Genomic DNA, 18,601 nt, shown 5'->3' with positions numbered 1-18,601 from the left:
CGTGAGACCGCTGCTGCTTCTGCTTGTGCTCGTTGCATCGCTGCTGTATGCGCAGGAAAACGCGCCTGATTCAACTGCGCGCCGCGCCGACGGCGTGGACACGGTTATAGCCTACAGCGCCGACGCGATTGACTTCGATCTGCTGACGCGCACCACGATATTGTCCGGTAACGCGCGCATCGAGTATAAGGATATGGTGCTCACCGCCGGGCAGATTCAATTGGCGTGGGACGAGCAGACGATGATCGCCGTGCCGACCTTCGATACGCTCTACACGGACTCGACAAACACTGTCATAGACACGATTGTTACCGTCGGGCAGCCACAATTCAAACAGGGTTCCGAAGAATTTATCGGCGACGAGATCGCCTACAATCTCAAGTCAAAGATCGGACGCGTCAAAGGCGGGCGCACGGTCTATCAGGACGGCGCCTATTACGGCAAGCAGTTCAAACGCATCTCCGACGACGTCTTGACTGTGCGGCGCGGCGAGTTCACCACGTGCGAACTCGACACGCCGCATTTTCATTTCGGCGCAGACGTGCTGAAGATTCAAGTCGGAGAGCGGGTTTTTGCCAGACCGGTCTACCTGTATTTCGCCGATGTGCCGGTGCTGGCGCTCCCATACGGCGTCTTTCCGATTCAGAAAGGCCGCACAAGCGGATTCATCACGCCGGTATTCGGCGAGTCAGCCGCTCAGGGGAGGTTTCTCCGCAACATCGGCTACTACTGGGCGATGTCCGAGTATATGGATCTGCTGGGCAGCGTGGACTACTTCGAAACCTACGGTATGCTCGGCCGCTCCAAATTCCGTTATGCCAAGCGCTATCAGTTGAATGGCAATGTGGATTTCGAATTTGACACCCAGCGGCACGACAATGCGCGCAACCGCCGCTGGCAAATCGCCGCCACGCACAATCAGACGATTGACCCGCTGACCCGCATCACGGCGTCGGGCGCCTATGTGTCGGATCAGAGCTACACCGAGCAATTCGGCTCGACGAATGACCGGCTGAATCAAACCGTGCGTTCGAATGCGACGCTGTCCAAGTCCTGGAATAATTCGCCGTGGAGTTCCAGCGTCAACGTGGGCTTCACGCAGAACATCAAGCAAGAGACGTGGAGCGCCACGCTGCCTGCCGTGCGCTTCACGCACAAACAGGGACGGCTCTTCCCCGCGCCGAAAGCGCCGCGCGGCATTCGTTTCGCCGTTGCGCCCAAAGAAGTCCGCGAACCGTGGTACCGCGCCTTCACGTGGAGCTATAACGTCGGCTACACGAATGACCTCGCGCACCCGCTCACATTCCGTGAAGAGGCGCGCCGCCCCGATTCGCTGGGCTACGTCGGCGCACCGCGCGATCCGCAGATCATTTTCGGAAACGACAGCACGTCCACGATTCAACGGGACGGCGCGGCACATGCCGGATCGTTCGCCGCTACGGCCCGACTCCTCCGCTACATCAATCTGAATCCTTCGCTCGACTGGCGGCATGTGTGGACGCGGCGCGCGCTGCACTATGTTCCCGCCGATTCGATTTACGACCGCGAGGACGAGTACGGTTTCTTCACGCGCACCACTTTCGACGTCGGCAGTTCCGCCTCAACGAAACTCTATGGACTTCTGCGCGAGCCGCTGGGCATCCGCGCGCAGTTTCGACATGTGATGACACCGACCGTGGGCTTCCGTTACCGGCCCGATTTTTCCGACAAGGAGTGGGGCTACTTTGAAACCACGCGGCTGCCCGATGGCCGTGAGTATACGTATGACCGTTTTCGCACCGGCGAGCAGAGTGGTTTGGTCGGCGGCACTCCCGTCGGTCTCTCCGAGGCGATGAGTATCAGTCTGGGCAATCTCGTGCAAATGAAATCCGGCGACGCGGAAGCCGGTAAAGAGAAAAAGTTTGATCTCCTAAGTGCAAATTTCAGCACGGGTATTGACTTCAAACGGGATTCCTTGAAATGGAACGACATTTCTTCGAGCTTTCGCACCGCCGTTCCCGGCCGCATTATCGGTCCGCTGCAAGGCATGGGCTTCGATGTGTCCACTACGCATTCGCTCTACCAGACGGAGAACGGCCACCGGGTGGATCGATTCTTCTGGGAACGCGACGGCGCACAGTGGTACTCGCCCTTCGATTTACAGCGTGCCAGCGGTTCAGTGGACTTCATGATCGGAGCGGAGCGTGTGGCTGATCTGCTGAACTTCGGAGGCGGAGGCGGCGAACTGTCCGAGTTTGACACGACCGCCGCCGGAGGATTGCCATACAACCCGAATAACATTCTCGGAGACAGCCGTCCCGAGATGCCGCCGCTGCCGCAAGCCGATAAGAAGAAGAAGGACGAAGCATTCGACACGTTCTTCGACATGCCGTTAACGATGCGTTTCAATGTGCGCCACGCCCGCGACTTTGTGGCTGATTCCAAGACATCCACCATGGGAGCGAATTTCGACGCCAAGCTGACTCCGCGCTGGGATGCATCAGTGAGTTACTATTTCGATCTCGATCGCAGAATCGCGCAGAATGCCAGCGTCACACTCACGCGCGACCTGCATTGCTGGGAGGCGAGTTTGAGCTGGTCGCCGATCGGCTACAGCCCCGGCTATTATCTGCACATCGGATTGAAATCGCCGCAACTTCGTGACGTCAAGATCGAGCGCAACCGCGGCGGCAACTTACGCGGATACTAGTTCAGAGAGTCGCCCGTCCGACAAACAAAGACCGCAGCCCATGAGGACTGCGGTCTTTTGCTATTAACTTAGAAGTACGTTATGCGATGCCGGCCGCTTTCACTGAAGCCTGCATCCGCTGCGCCAGCTCTTTGCCCTGCCGCAGAAGATCGTGGACATGAGTGTACTCAAATCGTCCGGCTCGACCGACTACGTGCAGATTACACAGACCGTTCAGGTAGGTCTGCGTCTCCCGGACAATGGACTCCACGCCCACTTCCAATACCGGATAGGCGGCGCGCAGACGGTGTATCCGCCCGCCGAGCACGTCGCGCGGAGAAATCAGATTCGCCAAATGCAGATGCGCCGCGACGAGATCGCGCAAATCCTGATCATCGCGCTGCCATTGCTCATCGCCCGCGAAGCAGGGTATCTCCACCACGACGCATGTCCGGTCCGGCGGAGCCATCGCATGCGAGCGGTTCTTGGGCTCGTAAAGCCGCGTGAACGGAATATCACGGGCCGGGAAGTAAATCGAAGCATTGGCCGACACACGCGGCCGATCGAGAAACAATGCAATCAGCAGCAGGTCGCGGAACTTGAGTTGTCCGGCCAATTCGATCAGCGGCGCAGGCGGCGCCGGATCGAGCAGCTTCAGCATCTGCACCGGTGGCAGCGTGCTGATGACGCGTTCGGGCGTGAAACTCTCCCGGCCATTGATCTCGACTGCGGTAATGCGCCGACCGTCGTGCCGGATTTTCGTGATGCGGCTATTCGTGAGAATATTTTCCGGCCCAATCACTTCTGCAAGTCGGTCGGCGATGCGACCGTAGCCGCCGCGCGGATAGAAAAACGAACCATCGAGATGCCGCGTCTTGCCGCGCTGACCACGCACAAGTTCTACGAGCATCGTGCGCGCCGACAGCCCTTTCAACCGACCGCCGCTAACTTCCGGCATGAGCCGGGCGGCTTCGATTCCCCACAGCTTCTCGGAATAGCCGATCAGAAATGCATCGGCGATGGTCTTGCCGTAACGATGGTAGGCGTTCTGGGCGAAATTGTCCGGTGTCGTGGCCCGAGCGCTCAAACGCGCCGTGGCCAGGTCCACCGTCGCTCGCGTGAGATTGACTGGTCCCATGCGCCGCACGAGATTACCCGGCGAGAGTGGGAAGTTCAGAAAGCGATTTTCCCAGAATATCTGGCTCGGAGCATGTACTTCGAGGAGTTCGGCCCCCATCAGCGCCCGCATGTCTTCCGTGATTCCGACATCCTTGTCGTGGAAGCGGTGCGCTCCGCTATCATAGCGAAACTCGCCATCGGTAAACGTGCGCGCAAAGCCGCCTGCCTCCGCAGCGGCTTCCAACAACAGGGCTGATTGTCCCGCCAGCGTTATGTAGTACCCGGCGGCGAGACCTGCCGGGCCCGCACCGAGAATTATTGTCGAATCGTTGCGCAAATCTCTGCTTCGTGCAAAATAGAGAACAGCCCGCACGGAGTACGGGCTGTCAGAGCATAATTTTTGATCAAAGGCGGGTTTTACTCGCCCATGCCACCGCGACGCGGACGACGCTCACGGAATCCACCGCCACCGCCTCCGCCACCTTCGGGGCGCGGTTGAGCTTCGTTCACCCGTAGCGTACGGCCACCAAAATTGGTACCGTTCAAGGCCACGATCGCCGCATCAGCACCCGCATCGTCCATTTCAACGAAGCCAAAACCGCGCGGACGACCCGTCTCACGGTCCATGATCATGGCTACATTGGTGACTTCGCCGTGCGCCGAAAACGCCTGACGAATTGACTCCTCAGTCGCACTAAACGGCAGATTGCCCACGTAAAGTCTCTTCGGCATGTTCTGCTTCCCTTCCGTCCGCCCCGTTCAATCTACTGAAAATTAACACTTTCCCCAGCCACGGGGAAGCCTTTCACGCCTGCAAACCAACTATCGAAACGAGGGGGGCAGCACCGATCCGTCGCGACAAGGCCAGAACAGCATCCAAGGCTTCAAAAGTCAACCGCAGACAGCGGTTAACGGCTTAAGGCCAATATACCATGAAATCTATGGGGAGTCAAGAGTATTTTAAGAGATTTCTGGCATCCTCAAGCGAGACAGATCAGCGTCAATCATCGCCACCGGGAAAATGCCTCCGGCCTCGAGGATCGGGCGAACCCGTTCAAGGGCCTCCGCGACCTGACCGCCGTTCTGAGGCAGCTTGCTGGCTCCCCCACTGACTTGCGCATCGGCAGCCGTCCGGGAGACGATCTCCGGCCGGTTCGTCCAGCTGGCCGCCGCCGTCATTACCTGCGCCACCCCCGCCAATAGCAGGTGCGGCAGCGCCGAGCCATCCGGCAACCGGAATTCAATCGTCTCGGTCGAGACTGACCGCCCGGCCTCGTCGCGCGTGGTGATCGGCAGTCTGACGAGCGCCTTCCGGTTGAAACTGCCCCAGGTAATCGCAGTCGGCGACTCCTTGCCCTGGAACAGTCGGACAAACGAACTTGGTTTGCGATTGCCATAGGCCATGAGCGCCGCACCATGCTCAAGCAGGGCCGCCATCAGCGCTTGCGCTTCGGGCCGGAACTCGCCGTCGGCCTGCCGCACACTCAAGAACTCGTCGCCCTTGCGCAGGGCCATGTGAAAGTGCATGCCGCTGCCCGCGTGGCCGCGCTTGACCACGGGGTCAAAGCTCAAATGCAGATTCTGTTCATGCGCAAGATTGCGCAGCACCCATTGTGTCAACAGCACATTGTCCGCGGCGCGCGCCAGCGGTTCGAGCGCAAGCTCGATCTCATGCTGCTCCCACGACATGCCGCTTTCCTCGTGCGCCGCAGCCAGCCCAACTTCACTGTGAGCGTACTTCACTGAGACGCCCATTTCGGCCAGCAGCGCCAGCGCCCGCCGGCGCAAATCGTGACCAAAGACAAACGGCGCCATGGCATGGTACCCGCGCTCTTCGGCGGTATCTTCCACCGCAACGTGATCGGCGTGACCAAGGAAATACTCGACTTCGCCCAACGCGCAGAGTTCAATTCCCAACGCCCGACGCACCGCGGCCGCCGCGCCGCGCACGACCGTGTCAGCGGACTGCGGCAAGGGATCGCCGGTGCGCGTCGCATGACCGCACATGATGGCCAACGTTCCTTCCGACGAGAACGGATCCACGAACGCCGTCTCGACGCGCGGCTTCAGGACAATATCAGAAGCTCCGGCGACGATGCCGGTTCCGGGAAAAAGACTCGATCCGTCGGCGCGCTCACCGTAACGGACGATACTCAAGAAATGGTCGTGGCTGCGCGGCGCGAAGTCCAGCGCCTTCAGCGTGCCGTCGCCGCCCACGTGCATCAAAGCCACTTGCCGCAAGTCCAGCGTGATGAAGGCCTGCGCCAAATCATGCTCGGTCCAGGCGGACGATGGTTTGCTCAGAGTGCGCTCGAGAATGGATGCCGGCGTGATCCGGGCCGGCTCGGTGCGATCAAATTCAGTAGCCATGTAGGTAGTTATGCTAATCTGCCGAAGGGTCAAAAATTGAGTGCATAGAATCTACCGCTTTCCGGTGAGATTGTAAAGCATATTCCAATGACCCGCCCGTCCGCAAAACACAAACGGCGGCCCCCCGCCGGGCCGCCGCTGTTTCCCCCAAAGTCCCTCGAGATTAGAATTCGAGATAGTGACCCGAACGGCGGGCCTTGGTCTGCAGGTAATGGTGATTGTGTTTGTTCGAGGGCTGTTGATGCTGGCGCCGCGCGACGACCGCAATACCGTTTTCTTCCAACCCGACGATCTTCTTGGGGTTGTTCGACAGCAGTGTAATACTCTGAACGCCCAGAGCACGCAGCATTTCCGCCGCGACGCGGTAGTCACGCTCATCATCGTCAAAACCCAGAGCATGATTCGCGTCCACCGTATCCAGACCCTGCTCCTGCAGGACGTAAGCGCGCAGCTTGTTGGCCAGCCCGATACCGCGCCCCTCCTGCCGCAAGTAGATGACGATACCCTGGTCCTGTGTCGCCATGAATTCCAGGGCCGCCTCGAGCTGATCGCGGCAGTCACAGCGCAACGACCCCATGACGTCTCCCGTCAGGCACTCCGAGTGGACTCGCGTTGGCACCGCCGACGCACCACGGACCTCCCCGCGCACCATGGCAATGTGCTCTTTGCCATCCGGCATCGGCGAAAAGGCCACAATGCGAAAGTCGCCAAACCGCGTCGGCAGATTGGCCTCGGCCACGATGGTCAAGGGATAAAAGACAGCCTCACCGGGCCAGGTCAATACCTTGCCGGCGGGTCCAAATTGTCCGGCGAAGTTGCAAGCGGGTAGCGTCATGGTCGGAAGTCCTCTGGTGTTTCTACCGGTATGTGCAACCTGTGGGAAAAGTAGTCTCTAGACCAGAAAAGCTGATCTAATTCTGACGAAAACTATCAAATTTTAACCACTTGTGTCAAAACAAGTTGGCCTGATGGGTTGCTTTCTGTTCTACTTCAAGCTCGGCGGCAAGGTTCCAGTAAATTCAGAGACATTTCGGCAATCTAACCAGGCCATTCGTGACCGTCGGCGACAGGATACGGCCATTCAGCCGAACCCACACCGGCCCGCCTATTTCGGTAACTCGGGCGGAATAACTGTTGCCAAGGTCTAAGATATCCTGCCACCCTTTTTGCCGCTCCTGTGGGGCCGGGCTGTGCCGAAATCTAACGGACATAAGGGACTCGGACAGCTTTCCAATCGCCTCCAAATCAAAGGCGGCTCCCCCCCCCCCCCCCCCCCCCCCCCCCTGAACGCCCTCCTCCGTGGCATAAAAAACGGGCAACTCCCGCGAGTCGCCCGTTTTGCGATCACCGTAAATCTTCCTATTCGTAGTGTGCCGTCACCAAATAGAATTGCATCGCCGGGCCCAGTCCATTGACATGACGAAAACCGCTGGTGACACTGTTGCCGATAATCGTATAGGCATTCAAATCGAGGGAATACACCGGTGAGGCGTAGATCGTATAGGATGCCGCGCCGGGCAGCGCGCTCCACGCGAGCAGAACATCCGCGCCTTCATGCGCAATGGTCAAATCTTGAATCGCGTTGGGCCACGTCGCGCCCGCAAATCCATCGGCAATGACGCGCGTGAGCGGCACATCCACCGAGTCGTCATAAAACAACGTGAACGAAGGCGGTTGCGGCGCCCGGTAGCTCCACATCGCCCAGCCGAGCCCAGCTTCGTTCATCACCGCAATCTTGTCGCGTACCAAGTTCTCTTGCGAACTATCCGGCGCCGCCGACATACAGCCGAATTCGCCGCACCAGATCGGAAGAGTGTGCGCAGCCGACCAACTGACATAGCGCTCGATGTCGTCACGCAGATGCTGACGATCGTAGTGCTCAAAGATGCCGCTCATATAATCGAATCCCAAACTTGCGCCGCCGCCGTTGATGCCCGGAGCGCGCATGTAACCTGTCACACGCAGCGTGTCGCCACCCGACACGCGCAGGAACGGCGTCGTCAACACCCAGCCGCCCTGTCCCCATACGCCCCAGCCGTCCTGAGTGCCGCTGATGCGCAAACTGCGCGAGCCGCTGTGTGCAAGCGTGGACCATGCTCCGCTGTGCGAACCGCTCGTATAAAACGACCAGACGGCCGGCTGACCCGACTGCGATGACGATTCCTGTTCCGCACCGCCGTTGTATACGGCGTGTGCCACTCCGTTCCTGGACGCGGTCATGTCGTCGTAATACACGTCACCGACATTGCCGTACACATTCGGCTTGGCGTAGGCGAAGTCCGCGCCGGCGGGCACAATCAGATTGCCGCTGTCCCACGGCTGCCACGTCGCGCGCGAGGTCGTCCAGTAGGGTTGATCCTCAGAATAGGTCAGCCATTCCGTGCCTGACAAAACATCGCCGGGATAGCCGTAGTCCGCCGGCATGGGTGTGTCGCCTACCCAATCGGCAGCGGCGTGCGTCACGGCAAATGGCGAGTAGTCGTGGTATGAATAGAGAATATTCGGCTCGTTGATCACCTCGAACAATTCGCCGTCGAGCGTGTTTTCGACCATGATGATATGCCCCGGATCTATCACGCGAATGCTGTCAATCAACCGATTGGCATAGGTGTACCACAGGGCGGAATCACCGGGCCACGGTTCATTCATCAGATCGTAACCCAGCACGACCTCGCGCGCCGCATAGCGTTCGGCGATCCCCTGCCAGATGTCAATCAACTGCTGCTGCGCGGCGGGATTGGTGAAGATACCGTTGCCCTGCGGCACCACGTGCATGTCGAGCAGTACGTAGATTCCCACTGTGTCGCACCACGTGAGATAACGGTCAATGTAGTCAAAACCGTCATTCGTCGCGAAATAATTGTAGTTCAGACACAGGCGGATGGCATTTGCGCCAAGCGAGTCGAGAAAGCGAATGTCGGAGGCGTCGGCGTAGTCGTTGTGCAGGTTTTGATCCCAGTCCCATGCCCAGAAGTAGCCGTCCATGTTGATACCGCGCAATTTGACGACTTCGTTCTGGTCATTCACCACGTCGCGGCCCGCGACGCTTAGGAAACTCGTGATCTGCGCCTGCGTCGTTGAAACGAGGATCAGCAAGAGTGAGAGAGTTCGCAATGTGTTCATAGGTGTGCTCATGTGTTCATGGGAATGATACGGGGCTGGAGGAGCAACGGGGCGACTGTAATGGTCGCCCCGTTCGCCTGTCATATCGAGTGGAGGGAAATTCGCCCTATTCGTTCTCTTCGGCGCCTTCGGGGATCTTCTCTTTGAATTCGCGGAAGACCAGTTCGTCGCCCTTCAGCGTGACTTGAATCGTCGACCCTTCATGGAATCGTTCACGCAGAATCTCTTCGGCGAGTGGATCTTCGACGTACTTCTCGACCGTGCGCCGCATCAGACGCGCGCCGATCTCGGGTTTGAAACCCCTCTCAACCAAGTAGTCGCGCGCCTTGCTCGTCAATTGAATCGAGAGCACACGGTCCTCAAGACGACGGTTGATGTCGTCAATATATTTGGTCAGAATTACTTCAATCGCCGGACGATCGAGCATGTTGAACACGACGATTTCATCCAGACGGTTCAAGAACTCCGGACGGAACATCCGTTTGACTTCGTCCATCATTTTGCCCGACAACTTGTCGTGCGATTCTTTGGTCGGATCGCCGGAACCGTGCCCGCCAAAACCAAATTCCATGGACTTGGCCGCCTCACGCGTCCCGAGATTCGAGGTCAGAATCAAAATCGTGTTCTTGAAGTCCACCTTCTGGCCCGTGCCGTCGGTCAGCTCGCCGTGATCCAGCACTTGCAAGAGCACGTTGAACACCTCCGGATGCGCCTTCTCGACTTCGTCGAGCAGCACCACGCTATACGGTTTGCGACGCACCTTCTCCGTCAACTGACCGCCTTCATCGTAACCGACATAGCCCGGAGGCGCGCCGATCAGTCGCGAGACGTTGAACTTCTCACTGTATTCGCTCATGTCAATGCGAATCAGCGCTTCAGGATCGTTAAACAGATACTCCGCCAGCGCGTGGGCCAATTCCGTCTTGCCGATACCCGGCGTGCCGAGGAACAGGAAGCTGCCGATCGGGCGCGTGGGACTCTTCAGACCCGAACGCGCGCGGCGCAAGGCGCGCGCGATAATCTCGAGCGCCTGCGTCTGACCGACGATCTTCTTCGAGAGCGACTCTGAAATCTTCAACAGCCGTTCACCTTCACCCGAGGCTACGCGCGCCACCGGGATGCCGGTCATGCGCGACACCGTCGCCGAAATCTCCTCGGGCGTTACGACCAGCGTCGGCCGCGCTTCACTGCGCTCCCAACGCTCTTTTTCCTCGCGCAGCATCTGCTCGAGCTTGATCTTCTTGTCCCGCAGCATGGCGGCCTTTTCGTACTCCTGCCGCTTGACAAGCTCTTCCTTCTCGTGCTTGACGCCGTCAATCTGCTTCTCGATTTCAAGAATCTTGTCGGGAATCACGATATGGGAAATGCGCACGGACGAACCGGTCTCGTCAATGACGTCAATCGCCTTATCCGGCAGGAATCTGTCCGTGATGTAACGATCCGACAGACGCACCGCCGTTTCGACGGCTTCGTCGGTGAACTTTACGCCGTGATGCTCTTCATATTTCTCACGCAGACCAAGCAGAATGCTGATCGTATCCTCCACTGATGGCGGATCCACCATCACCTTCTGGAAGCGGCGTTCGAGCGCGCCGTCCTTCTCGATGGACTGGCGGTACTCGTTCAGCGTCGTGGCACCGATGCACTGCAGCTCGCCGCGCGCCAAGGCCGGTTTGAACATGTTCGAGGCATCAAGCGATCCCGAGGCGCTGCCCGCGCCGACAATCGTGTGCAATTCGTCTATGAACAGCACGATCTCCGGGTTCTTCTCGATCTCCTGCATAATGGACTTGATGCGCTCTTCGAACTGTCCGCGGTACTTTGTGCCCGCGACAATCGAACCCAAATCGAGCGCCACCACGCGCTTGCCAAACAGAATCGGCGAGACACGCTGCTGCACGATGCGCAAGGCGAGGCCTTCGGCTATCGCCGTTTTGCCGACGCCCGGTTCACCGATCAAAACCGGATTATTTTTCTTGCGCCGCGACAATATCTGCGCGACACGTTCAATCTCGCCGTCACGACCGATAATCGGATCGAGTTTATTCTCACGAGCCAATTTAGTCAGGTCACGCGAAAAATGATCAAGATTCGGCGTCTTCGTCTTTTCCTGCGGCGCCTGCGGAGCCTGTTGGCCGCTGCCGCGCAACAGGTTGTCGAGTTCGCCCTTGACGTTTTCGTATGTCACATTAAAGCCGTGCAGCACCTGCGCGGCCATGGAGTCTTCTTCCTTCAAAAGCGCGAGCAGCAAATGCTCCGTTCCAATAATGTCCGACGAGTAGCTCTTACCCTCGATATACGAGAGCTTGAGCACCTTCTCGGCGCGCTTGGTAAACGGAATGTTGCCTATCTTCATGGTACCGCGCGTCGTGTCCACCATCTCCTCGACCGACTCGCGCAGCTCGTCCAGATCACACCCAAGGTTGTGCAATATCTGGACGGCCAGACCGTCGCCCAGCCGAATGATGCCCAGCAACAGGTGCTCCGTGCCGATGAAGTCATGGCCCAAACGGAGGGCCTCCTCCCGGGAGTACTGAATCACTTGTTGAACGCGCAGGGAGAATTTGTTCTGCATATTTCCTCACTTGTCAGCCCATCGGGCCGTAACCACACTCTGCGTCCGCAATTTAGCCAACACCGACTGCAATTGCAAGGGCGCTAACTGATGCCACGCAGCCGTTTGGAGTCGGCAACGTACGCATCCGGCCCAGCAATTGTTGATTAATCAGCAAATACTTTGCCGCTCTTGCGCAGTCCGCACAATTTCCTCCCGGCCTGCCGATGAAAGGCCACGCATTTCATTGCATAGCCGTGAGGATGTTGTAAACATTGATGCTCGCTGTATTTCGCGCGAATGGAACTTATCCACACCTCTACTTCACTAACTGCACCTGAAGAGGATGGCTCGCATTTCCTGCCGCCTGCCAAACAACCCAATAGCTCCCGCTGGCCGCCAACGATGCCCGCCAGCGGAATTCCCGGCGCCCGGACTCCATCCATCCCTCATGCAACACTGCAACTTCCCGCCCGGTTACATCGAAAACAGCCAGGCGGCCGACCACTCGTTCCGCAACGTCCAGTCCGACATTTAGCTCAGGATTGAACGGATTAGGCCAAGCCTTTAGAAGCAGCGGAGTGTCCACGAACGGGTCCGGGTGCTGCGGAACGGCCAAGGCGTTCTGGTAACCCGGCGTGGACAATGCGAGGACTCGAAAGTCGTCTGTGCTATTGTCACTATCCTGCCCGGGTGTAAGACGTTCCGCACTCTGCCCGGTCCATGGCTCGATGCCAAGGATAATGCCCGCGTCTATGGCGTTGTTCAAGCGCGGCAGGCTATCGCCGCTTAGCGCATAGAGATACTCGATTCCATCCACGATCTCCTCGAGCGGCACCTGACAGACCAGATTGCCGCACGCCTCGCCCGGCTGGCAAGGCCGAGCCCACCACGTTTCCCCGGTCGTCAATAGCACCTGCCCCCAGCGCCTGACAAAGAACCACTCGAAACCGATGCCCATGACATCCACCATGTTTTCCACCGACGCGTTGTCCGGCGGAAACGGCTCCTGCGGGAGCGCGGTTTCGACATTCGCATATGACAAATTCGGTGACGCCGGATCAAGGCCCGCATGATTGTAAGCGTCCGTCGCCAGCACAAAAAAAGAACCCGGTGCCATTGCTATCGTCTGGCCGCCGGGCTCTCCGGGAAATCGAAAGGCTAACTGCGCGAAGGTATCTAACCCCTGCAGCACCATCGCCCCGTCTAAGTAGGCGGTCGCGGAACCGGCGTTGTAAAATTCGATGAATCCATCCTGCTCACTGCGGGACGGCGGCCCGGCCACATAGATTTCGTTGATGCGCACACCATCCGACGGCGCAAGCGCAACCGCCCACGAGGCCCACAGGCCCAGGCATAGACTAACCAGCAGTTTGTGCATCCTATTCCACTCATCTTGGCGCGGACTATTCCCCAGTCGTTACCCGGTCCCTTACTTCGTGAAGCCGGAATGCGCGCGCGTCGTCTCACCCTGCGCATGCGGCACTCCCGCCGTCATTTCCTCTTCACTATACAGATAATCCCATGTATCGGGGCTTAACGGATAGGTCATACCCGTCGCCCGCCCGTCGCGCCACGGTGTGCATTGCCAACCGCGCTTGACGCCATCCTGCAGGTACCACACCCGAGTCGCCACGCCGTCTTCGAAATCACGGCGGCTATAATAGAACATCCCTTCCCGTACAGGTCCGAACACGAATCTGCCTCCCTTTCGGATGATTGCTTAGCGCGGTAGACCGGGCCTACTGTAATAGTACCGGGTCAGCCCCCCTGCGGTTCCAATCCAAAGGTCGCCCCGATCTTCGCGGACGACCTGCACTCTATTGTCCACCAGTCCGTCGCGCTGAGTGTAATGTTCCCAGACCTCCCGCTCCGGCTGAAAACGAAACAGACCCCCGTCCGTCCCGATCCAAATATACGGATCGGAGGCCGAGATGCAAGTCGGAATGGCCGCTCGCAGCCACACTTCGGACTGCCAGGACTTCGTTTGGCCATCCGCCGTGCGCCGCATCAGCCCTTGCGGCGTCACCAGCCAGAGCGCCGCGCCGAATTGCGCGAGGCCGTTGATTGGCCCATTGATCAGGCCGGGATCCAGCGCCGGTGACGAAATCTCGTACGTGCCCGGATCCACCCGATAGAGCCCCATGCCCGTTCCGACCCAGATCGCGCTATCCGTCGCTAACAGGTCGGTGACTCCGGCAAGGTTGAAGGCATTGCCCGTCACTCGCTCAATCGCATTGGTCTGCGTGTTCAACAGCGCCAGACCGTCGGGCGTGCCAATCCAAACCGCTTGTCCGTGGACTGTTAGCGCCGTAACCTGCTGCGCTGGGAGATTGTCCTGCACATCGTAGCGCTTCCAGACGCGCTTGCGCGGCGTGTAACTTAACAGCCCGTCCGTCGTCGCGACCCAAACGCGCTCATCGGCGAACACAATATCACTGACGTTGGTCGAGCGAATCTGCGCGTTGTCCCGCTTTTCTACGATGCGCCACGAGTCGCCGAAGTCCATCATCACCGAAATCCCGCGAAAGTCACCGTCGTTCGCTCCCCCCATCCACAGCTCGTTATCGAGCGGCAGCAGCGCGCGCACGTCATCACCTGCCGGTCCGACAACCACTTGCTCGGCTCGCAACCCGCGCAACTGGACCTTGATCACTCCCGCTCCCCATTGTGTGCTCCAGAAGTTTCCCCAACGATCCAACAGCCAATCCGTCATCGGATAGGTTCGGTTGTGAGCGTCAAGCAATGTTCCATCGGCGAGCCAGGTGAAGGGCTCAGGCGCAAATACCATCGGCAGTCCCGCGGGCGGCTGCCCCAACACTGCGCCGCCAAATTCTTCGTCGCGCAACGGTAACTTCGACCGCAAACCGCGCCAGCGAATCGGCGTGTCATGGTCATCCGGCCGCATGTTCGTCATCAGATTCCCGGTCAGACGCGGACCGACGTAGCTCTTGACATACGGTAGCCAGATCGGTTCCGGTAACGGAGATCCGGGCAGATACAGACGTTCGAAGATGTGATCGGGAATCGTCTCAAGATAGAGCGATTGTCCGGATAGACCGATGTTCACGGGCCGTTCGCCCAGCGGCCACTCGTTTTCCCGCGCAATCTCCCAGCGCTCCATGCCGCGATTCCACTTCAACAGCTTCGTGCGCGTGGCGACCCATACCGCGTTATTCTGATCGTCGTAGATCAGCAGCAATGCATCGTCAACGGGCACCGCGGAAAACGAACCGTATCCCATCACCGCCGGGTCTTCCCACCGGTCCCGCGCAAAATCATAGACCAATAGTCCGCCGGCCGTCGCAACGAACAACTCGTGCGCATTGGCGTCCAAGGCGCGTGCCCCGCGAAAATCCCGCCAACTTTGCCAATCTCCCGGCGAGTACGCCGTCTGCCCCGTGGCAGCGCCGCAGACGATGAAGAGAATGATGAGTGATGAACGATAGATGTTGAATTTCACTTTGCCGACCGTTTCGACTGGATTCGCATTACACGTGCGGCCATGATAGATGTAGGTTAAGTCGTTTCATCAGTAAGTGACTGCCGTTGCAACGCTCCCACGATTGCGAAGCATGTCAGCAGCAGACCTCGCCCGGCCCGTTATCGAGGTCTTCGCCCATTGGGCCGTTGTTCACCAACGAGGCCGCACGACTCCGCGATTCATCACTTATCATTTGATCTGCCCAATGACTCCCGAGGCCAGAGACCACAACTGAGCGGCCGCCCGACCCGCGACGGCCTGCACTTCGTCGTGGTTCAGTTTCGCACTTGTCACGCCGGCGGCGGCATTGGTCACGCACGAAATGCCGAGCACGCGCATCCCCAACGCCGCGGCCGCAATCACTTCGGGCACTGTGGACATGCATACTCCGTCCGCGCCGTAACCGCGCAGCATGGCCACCTCGGCCGGTGTTTCATATGTCGGGCCCAGCACCGCGGCAAGAGTTCCACGCTTAAGCCGAATGCCCAGTTCCAATGCCGTGCGTTCGGCCATTTGTTTCAACTCTTCGTCGTAGCAATTGCTCATATCCGGCCAGCGCGCTTCACCCGCGATTTGCGGACCGCGCAGCGGATTGCGAAACTGAAAATTGATGTGGTCATCTATCAGCATCAGATCACCCGCCGCAAACCGCTTGCTCGCACCGCCGCAGGCATTTGTCACCACCAGCACCGTGGCGCCCGCCGCATGCGCGAGCCGCACCGGCAGCGCCACTTGCGCGGGTGTATAGCCTTCATACATGTGAATCCGCCCTTGAAACGCCAACACGCGCACGCCGCCCAAGGTGCCGCATACGATTTTCCCAGCATGCCCTGCCACGGTGGATTTCGGATAGCCCGGAATTTCGGTCGTGGATATGCTTTTGGCATGTGTCAGCGAGTCCGCAAATGCGCCCAACCCCGAGCCAAGAATCATCGCCACATCGGCCCGGCCCGGAATAAGTTTACTCATCTGCTCAAGTTCGCCGACATCAGCGAAGTGCATCGTATTGGACATGGCTAATTGTTGCGGTTGCGTTTGCGAAACTCATGCGGCGGCTCAAATTGCGGTTTGGGTGCCGTACGCGCCGCCTCGACACAGCTTTCTGCATAGCGATCCAAGCCCTGCTTGCCGTAATGGGAAATCGTCTCATAGGCCAGACCCTCGGAGATTAACTTGGCGTTCACGTTCTCGCCATCGGCAATGAGATAGGCCAGCCAGCGACCGTACCGGTCAGGCTGCTCAATTCGCACAACCGCCAGCTCGCGCGCCGCTGCAATCTGACTCCGCAGGTAATCTTCCGCCCGGCTGCCCCAAGGCTCCTGATCCCCTTTGTGGTGCGGTGAGGCCGTTTCGGCACAGTCTATGCCCAGCATGCGCACGGACTGCCCCCGCCACTTAAATGTATCTCCATCCTCGACTTCAATATCCATTTTGGCCACAATCGTCTCGCGGTACGGGGGGATCGAATCCGGAGAGGAGTGCCGACAGCCCTGCGCCAGTAGTGTGACAATGCACAACAACAGCGCCGCAATGCGGGTCACGCCTTGAAATCTCCGGTGGGAAGTCGTATCTTTTAGTCTCATGTTCAAGCCCAAACTGTTTACCACTCTCGAAACCTACGATCGAGAACTATTCACCCGCGACCTCATCGCCGGCGTGATCGTCGGCGTCGTGGCGCTGCCGCTCTGTATTGCGTTCGCGATCGCTTCAGGTGTTTCGCCGGAACGCGGCCTCTTCGCGGGCGTGATCGGAGGCTTCTTCATCTCGCTCTTGGGCGGCAGCCGCGTCCAAATCGGCGGACCAGCCGGCGCGTTTGTCGTCATTGTCTACGGCATCATCGCCGAGTATGGATTGGACGGCCTAATCGTCTCGACATTCCTGGCGGGAATTCTGCTCATCGTTTTCGGCAGATTCCAACTCGGCAGCGTCATCAAGTTCATCCCGCTGCCGGTTGTAACCGGATTCACCAGCGGCATTGCGATGATCATCTTCGTCTCGCAAGTCGCCGACTTCCTCGGGCTGAAGCTCGAAGGACAGACCGCGAACTTCTTCGAGAAAATTTACTTCCTCGCGAAGGCCACCACGTCGGTCAATCCCTATGCCGCCGTCATTGGCGGGGTGTCCGTCTTCGTGCTTCTGGTCTGGCACAAAGTCTGGAAGCTCATCCCGGGATCCCTCGTCGTGCTGGTTGGCGCAACGGTCGCGGCGTATTTTCTGAAGCTGCCTGTCGAGACCATCGGCTCGCGCTTCGGTGACATCCCGTCCATGCTGCCGATGCCGCAAGTGCCCGATTTGACCTTCGCGCAGGTTCGTCATCTGGTCTCACCGGCCATTACCATCGCCGTGCTCGTCGCCATTGAGTCGCTCCTCTCCGCGGTCGTCGCGGACGGTATGATCGGCGGCAGGCATCGCTCGAATATGGAACTCGTCGCGCAGGGCATCGCCAATATTGGCAGCTCAATCTTCGGCGGCCTGCCCGTGACCGGCGCCATCGCCCGCACCGCCACCAACGTGCGCAACGGCGGCCGCACGCCGGTGGCCGGCATCGTGCATGCCTTTACGCTGCTGCTGCTGATGGTCGCGTTTGGCGGATTGGCGAAACTGATTCCACTCTCCGCGCTGGCCGCGATCCTTGTGGTCGTCGCCTACAATATGTTCGAATGGCGGTCGTTCGTCGCCATGCTGAAGGGTCCCAAGAGCGACGTCGCCATTTTGCTGACCACGCTCACACTGACAGTCGTACTCGATTTGACCGTGGCGATTGAGGTGGGCATGGTCATGGCCGTCTTCTTGTTCATGAAGCGCATGTCCGGCGCTACTGAAGTTGAACTGATCACCGGTGAGATGCGCGAGCCGACGCCGGCCGATGAACTTGATGTGCTCGACCGCGCCGCGATTCCCAAAGGCGTCCAGGTTTATGAGATAAATGGCCCGTTCTTCTTCGGTGCGGTCTATAAGTTCCGCGAAGCCATGATCGTGGTCTCCAAGCCGCCGAAGGTCCGCATCATCCGCATGCGCCGGGTGCCCGTGATTGACTCGTCCGGTATGCAGGCGATTGTGGACGTTTTCAATGTCTCCAAGCGGCGCGGTACGACGCTGCTGATCAGCGGCCTAAACAAGCAGCCGCACGACGCATTCGAGAAGGCCGGCTTGGTCGAGACCTTCGGACCAGAAAATCTGCTTCCGGATTTTCACGCCGCGATTGAACGCGCCAAGGAGATCATCGCCGCCGCCGATGCCGCGGCCGCCGAAAAGAAAAAGAAAGACAAACCCAGCGCATAAC

At 58.9% G+C, this 18,601-nt stretch carries 13 protein-coding genes; 2 read left to right on the top strand and 11 right to left on the bottom strand.

Translation table 11 applies throughout. From position 1 onward, the window contains the following. Position 1 precedes the first annotated feature (1 nt). Entirely contained in the window at positions 2-2,689 is a 2,688-nt protein-coding gene (locus tag IPH10_05270; GenBank protein ID MBK6910330.1) for an LPS-assembly protein LptD, read from the top strand. Between the two features lie 79 nt (positions 2,690-2,768). On the opposite strand, the gene IPH10_05265 is transcribed toward IPH10_05270, so the two are convergent. The 11 genes from IPH10_05265 to IPH10_05215 all read right to left on the bottom strand — a co-directional run bounded on the left by IPH10_05265 (position 2,769) and on the right by IPH10_05215 (position 16,859). Next, positions 2,769-4,124, bottom strand: a complete 1,356-nt coding sequence (locus tag IPH10_05265) for an FAD-dependent oxidoreductase (GenBank protein ID MBK6910329.1) — start codon at positions 4,122-4,124, stop codon at positions 2,769-2,771. An 80-nt stretch (positions 4,125-4,204) separates the two neighbouring features. Beyond that, the gene (locus IPH10_05260; protein ID MBK6910328.1) at positions 4,205-4,519 is read right to left on the bottom strand and encodes an RNA-binding protein; all 315 of its coding nucleotides are present in this window, start codon (positions 4,517-4,519) and stop codon (positions 4,205-4,207) included. Positions 4,520-4,747: 228 nt separating this feature from the next. Further along, positions 4,748-6,157, bottom strand: coding sequence for a hypothetical protein (locus IPH10_05255; protein ID MBK6910327.1), 1,410 nt, complete (start codon positions 6,155-6,157; stop codon positions 4,748-4,750). 163 nt (positions 6,158-6,320) lie between these two features. Next, a complete protein-coding gene (gene ribA, locus IPH10_05250) occupies positions 6,321-6,992 on the bottom strand; it encodes a GTP cyclohydrolase II (GenBank protein ID MBK6910326.1) in 672 nt (223 codons plus the stop codon). 524 nt (positions 6,993-7,516) lie between these two features. After that, positions 7,517-9,280 (bottom strand): cellulase family glycosylhydrolase, encoded by a 1,764-nt coding sequence (locus tag IPH10_05245; GenBank protein MBK6910325.1) that lies wholly within the window; start codon positions 9,278-9,280, stop codon positions 7,517-7,519. A 106-nt stretch (positions 9,281-9,386) separates the two neighbouring features. After that, positions 9,387-11,855 carry an ATP-dependent Clp protease ATP-binding subunit gene (locus tag IPH10_05240; GenBank protein MBK6910324.1) on the bottom strand — a complete coding sequence of 823 codons (2,469 nt, stop codon included), beginning with the start codon at positions 11,853-11,855 and terminating at the stop codon, positions 9,387-9,389. A gap of 298 nt (positions 11,856-12,153) precedes the next feature. Continuing rightward, complete coding sequence (locus IPH10_05235; GenBank protein ID MBK6910323.1) at positions 12,154-13,215, bottom strand: hypothetical protein; 1,062 nt, start codon at positions 13,213-13,215, stop codon at positions 12,154-12,156. A 51-nt stretch (positions 13,216-13,266) separates the two neighbouring features. Beyond that, positions 13,267-13,530, bottom strand: coding sequence for a hypothetical protein (locus IPH10_05230; protein ID MBK6910322.1), 264 nt, complete (start codon positions 13,528-13,530; stop codon positions 13,267-13,269). Between the two features lie 27 nt (positions 13,531-13,557). Beyond that, a complete protein-coding gene (locus IPH10_05225; GenBank protein ID MBK6910321.1) occupies positions 13,558-15,297 on the bottom strand; it encodes a hypothetical protein in 1,740 nt (579 codons plus the stop codon). A gap of 210 nt (positions 15,298-15,507) precedes the next feature. Next, positions 15,508-16,332 (bottom strand): purine-nucleoside phosphorylase, encoded by an 825-nt coding sequence (locus tag IPH10_05220; protein ID MBK6910320.1) that lies wholly within the window; start codon positions 16,330-16,332, stop codon positions 15,508-15,510. 2 nt (positions 16,333-16,334) lie between these two features. Then, positions 16,335-16,859, bottom strand: coding sequence for a thermonuclease family protein (locus IPH10_05215; GenBank protein MBK6910319.1), 525 nt, complete (start codon positions 16,857-16,859; stop codon positions 16,335-16,337). Between the two features lie 40 nt (positions 16,860-16,899). Between IPH10_05215 and IPH10_05210 the strand changes: the two genes are divergently transcribed. After that, on the top strand, positions 16,900-18,600 hold the full coding sequence (locus IPH10_05210) for a SulP family inorganic anion transporter (protein ID MBK6910318.1): 1,701 nt from the start codon (positions 16,900-16,902) through the stop codon (positions 18,598-18,600). Position 18,601: the final 1 nt, after the last annotated feature.

The organism is bacterium, from assembly GCA_016702305.1.
Taxonomy (GTDB): Bacteria; Electryoneota; RPQS01; order RPQS01; family RPQS01; genus JABWCQ01.
This window is presented reverse-complemented; position numbering and strand designations above follow the sequence as displayed.